The 3794-nt window shown below is 74.2% G+C and carries 4 protein-coding genes; 3 read left to right on the forward strand and 1 reads right to left on the reverse strand.

What is annotated here, in order from left to right; genetic code table 11:
* Positions 1-1060, reverse strand: a 1060-nt coding sequence (locus tag BN12_RS19405) for a hypothetical protein (protein ID WP_048555082.1), incomplete at its 3' end; no start/stop codon positions are given.
* A gap of 181 nt (positions 1061-1241) precedes the next feature.
* Here BN12_RS19405 and BN12_RS19410 point away from each other — a divergent pair.
* The 3 genes from BN12_RS19410 to BN12_RS19420 are packed head-to-tail and all read left to right on the forward strand — an operon-like array spanning position 1242 to position 3707.
* Positions 1242-2666 (forward strand): S8 family peptidase, encoded by a 1425-nt coding sequence (locus BN12_RS19410; protein WP_048555084.1) that lies wholly within the window; start codon positions 1242-1244, stop codon positions 2664-2666.
* Positions 2663-3262 (forward strand): RNA polymerase sigma factor, encoded by a 600-nt coding sequence (locus tag BN12_RS19415; protein WP_048555086.1) that lies wholly within the window; start codon positions 2663-2665, stop codon positions 3260-3262. Before BN12_RS19410 ends, BN12_RS19415 begins: the two co-directional genes overlap by 4 nt.
* Positions 3255-3707 (forward strand): hypothetical protein, encoded by a 453-nt coding sequence (locus BN12_RS19420; RefSeq protein ID WP_048555088.1) that lies wholly within the window; start codon positions 3255-3257, stop codon positions 3705-3707. The genes BN12_RS19415 and BN12_RS19420 overlap by 8 nt, the downstream gene beginning before the upstream one ends.
* Positions 3708-3794: the final 87 nt, after the last annotated feature.

Consider the following 3794-nt stretch of genomic DNA (forward strand, 5'->3'; position numbering starts at 1 on the left):
ACCCGTGTGCGTCGGCGTCGGCCGCGGCCCGGGCGAGCCGGCCGGCGCCGATCGTCCGGCCCGGCATGGCGGACTGGGAGATGAGCAGCCCGCAACGCGCGAGCGCCACCCACTCGGCGCGTCCCTGGGCGCGGAACTCGCGCAGCGCCAGACTCGCCTGCTCGACGGCCAGCTCGGGATCCCCGTCCATGATGGCCGCCCGGGCCAGCAGGACCCGCGCCTCCGACGACCCGAGGCGGCGGTGCGCTCGCTCGAGCTCCGCGACGGCGGACGCGGCGGCCTCGCGCGCCTCGGCGAACAGGCGCATCGACAGGAGCAGCTCGCTGCGTTCGACGAGGACCGAGCCGGAGGGGGTCCCCACGGCGCGGTAGAGCGCCTCCGCCCGCGACAGGTGGGCCAGGGAGGCCGGGATGTCACCGAGCCGCCGGGTGACGAGGAGGAGGTTCTCCTCGACGAAGGCGGCCTGGAGCGTCAGTCCGTGGGCCTCGCAGACCTCGCGCGCCTCGTCGAGGTCCTTCGTCGCGAGGGCGTACTCGTGACGGAAGGCGTGGAGGACGCCCCGGTTGGACAGCACGCGCTGCACCCAGACGGCGTCGCCGGCCCGCCGCAACGCCGGAAGGGCCAGCCGGTAGTCGTGGAGCGCGAGATCGAGGCTGCCCTGCTGCTGGTGGATGGCGCCCCGCTGGGCCAGCGCCCTCGCCCGGCTCACCGCGTCGAGATCGCCGAGGGCGGCGTCGATCTCACGGACGGCCCGTCGCGGAGACCCTCGGAGGTTGAGGACGTAGGCGAGGGACATCCGCGCCTCGGCGACGAGCTGAGGGGACCTGGCCGATCGGCCGTGGGCCATGGCATACCGCAGATGCGTCACGGCGGTGCCGAGGTCGTCGAGGTGGAACGCCGCCAGGCCGGTCGCGCGCTCGGCGACACTCGCCGAGGCCTCGTCCCCCTCGGCGTAGGCCACCTCGAGGGCCGAGCGGGCCAGCGGTGCGGCGCTGCCGGGGTCGGCCTGCACGAGCCTCAGAGCCTCCGCCGCGCCAGCGGAGACGTCGGGGCTCGACACGGGGGGATTCTACTGGTATGCCGGACGGACGAGGATGCCGGTGGTCGCGCCCTCGGCGGCGCGTGCGTTCGGCGGAGCGTCATGAACCCGGTGGAAACGGACGCCCCGCCGATGTATCACCGACGATCCTCGCCCCTCTTCCATGAGTGCCCCTGTTCCCAACGACCGATCGGTAGATCACATGAGCAGCCAGCCCACTCGCACGCTCACGCGCACCCCCGCCGGGTCGTTCGTCGAGGACGAGCTCGTCGTGGCCCTGCCCTACGAGCAGCTCCTCCAGCGCGTCCTCGAGTCCTGGGGGGCGGCGCCGCGGGTCGACCCTGCCGACCACGACACCCGCCTCGGACTGGCCCGGGTGCGGCTGTCGGCGGAGAGCGCGGTGTCGCACCTGGAGACCGAGCACCCGGGCTGGGTGCAGACGGCGCGCGCGGGCGCCGTCCGGGACGGGTACCCGCCGAGTGCGCTCGACGTCGTCACCCGCTGCCTGCGGAACCACTTCCGGAGCGCGTATGCGGGGTGGGTCCCCGAGTTCGGCAAGAACCGCGTCGTCTCGCGGCTCCACGGGTCCTATGTCATCGGAGGGGGTGGCACAGGCTCGGCGACGGCCCAGCCCGACTATGTCGTCGGGAGCGCGGGATCGGGCGCCGCGAAGGGGGCCGACGGGCACGGCGGCCGAGTGGCGCGCCCCGACTACGTGATCGGCGGGGGCGGCACGGGGGCGGTGGAGCCGGCATACGTCATCGGCGGGGGTGGCGTCGGGGTCGAACCGCAATACGTCATCGGCGGGGGCGGCCGGTCCCCCGTGGGCGGATCCGCCGTCACGGTGCCGCTGCGGCGCTCCTCCCCCGGTGCCGGAATCCGAGTGGCCGTCGTCGACACGAGCGCGGCGCGGCACCCCTGGCTCGACGGCGGGTTCATCACCCCGGCGCACGAGCTGTTCCGCCCCGACGGAGGGAGCGACCCGGAGATGGTCGCCCACGGGACCTTCGTCGTCGGGCTCGTCCTGCGCCAGGCGCCCGGCGCGACGGTCGTCGTCCGCGAGGGTCTCGACGAGCACGCGAGCCAGGACAGCTGGAGCCTCGCCCAGATCGTCGCGGACGTCGCCGCCGAGCGGCCCGCGGTCGTCAACCTCTCGCTCGGATGCCTCACCGACGACAACGCCCCACCCCTCGTCCTCCAGGCCGCGATCGACGCGCTCGGCCCGGACACGCTCGTCGTCGCCGCCGCCGGCAACCACGGCACGGCATCCGGGGGCTGCCCGCCCCCGAGCTGGCCGGCCGCGCTCGACTCGGTCCTCGCGGTGGGCGCGGTCGACGACGAGGGTCGGCCGGCGGACTTCAGTCCCCAGGCTCCGTGGGTCGACGCCGTGAGCGCGGGTGTCGACGTCGTGAGCACCCTCGTGCCCAGCACGCCCGACGGGCCGCTCTTCGCGTCGTGGAGCGGGACATCGTTCGCCGCGGCGGCGGTGAGCGGAGCGATCGCGGCGGCCGTCGGCCCGACCCGGGGCGCCCATGCGGCGTGGAAGCACGTGGCGAGCTCCGCCGCCAGGGACGGCGACGGACGTCCCGTCGTGCCGCTGCGACCTCTCGGAAAGAAGCCGTCATGACCGCCACCGTCCTGCCCCTGGAGCGACTCGTCGAGGACGCCCTCGACGGCGACCAGGGCGCGTGGAACGCCATCGTCGACCGGTACGCACCCATCGTGTGGTCCGTATGCCGTCAGTTCCGGCTCTCCGACGCCGACGCGGCCGATGTCTCGCAGACCGTCTGGCTGCGCACCGTGGAACGCCTGTCGACGCTCCGCGAGCCCGCCGCCCTCCCGGGGTGGCTGTCGACCGTCACTCGTCGCGAATGCCTCCACATCGCGTCCGACGCGCGCCGCCGGCCGTGGCCGCTGGAGACGGAGACCCACGACGTGCCGGCCGACCCCGACGCGACGGCACCCGACGCCGAGCTGCTCGCGGCCGAGCAGCGCGCGATGCTCCAGGAGGCGTTCGCCGGCCTGTCCCAGCGCTGCCGGGAGCTGCTCGCGCTCATCTTCCAGGACCCACGCCCCTACCACGAGATCTCCTCCCGGCTGGGCATGCCCACGGGAAGCATCGGGCCCACCCGGTCGCGATGCCTCGACCGGCTCCGGTCGATGCCGACAGTGCAACGGTGGGTCGGTGCGCCCGATCTGCAGACAGGGGGGCATCATGCCTGAGGACTGGGACGACGACGACATCCTCTTCGGGGTGCTGCGCGAAGCGATCACCGCACCACCGGCCGTTCCCGAGGAGATCCTCGAGGCCGGCTACGCCGCCTTCTCCTGGAAGGACATCGACGGCGAGCTCGCGGCCCTGACGTACGACTCCTCGCTGGAGGACCTCGCGCTCAGCGGGACCCGCTCGGAGCGGGCCGGGCTGCGGGCGATGACCTTCGCGACGGCGTCGACGACCGTCGAGCTGGAGGTCGTCGACGGCGTGCTCCTCGGCCAGGTCGTGCCGGCCGGCGCGACGTCGGTCGAGGTCCAGACCCAGGACGGACCACCGCGCCGCGTCGCGGTCGACGCCCTCGGCTGCTTCACGGTCGAGCCGGTCCCGACGGGCCGCTTCCGCCTCCTCGTCGAGGGGGATGAGACGACGACGACCGGCTGGGTGACCCTCTGACGGTTCGACGCGACGGGTGACCGGGGTGCGGGAGATGTCGTGGTCCGGCCCGGCGCTCGGCCCGTTCCGACCACGACAAGCCCGCAC

It is taken from the genome of Nostocoides japonicum T1-X7 (genome assembly GCF_001046855.1).
Taxonomy (GTDB): Bacteria; Actinomycetota; Actinomycetes; order Actinomycetales; family Dermatophilaceae; genus Nostocoides; species Nostocoides japonicum.

Bases quoted from the DNA above. Each gene is read 5' to 3' on its own strand.
- BN12_RS19410 (WP_048555084.1), top strand. From the start codon at position 1,242: ATGAGCAGCCAGCCCACTCGCACGCTCACGCGCACCCCCGCCGGGTCG.
- BN12_RS19415 (WP_048555086.1), top strand. From the start codon at position 2,663: ATGACCGCCACCGTCCTGCCCCTGGAGCGACTCGTCGAGGACGCCCTC.
- BN12_RS19420 (WP_048555088.1), top strand. From the start codon at position 3,255: ATGCCTGAGGACTGGGACGACGACGACATCCTCTTCGGGGTGCTGCGC.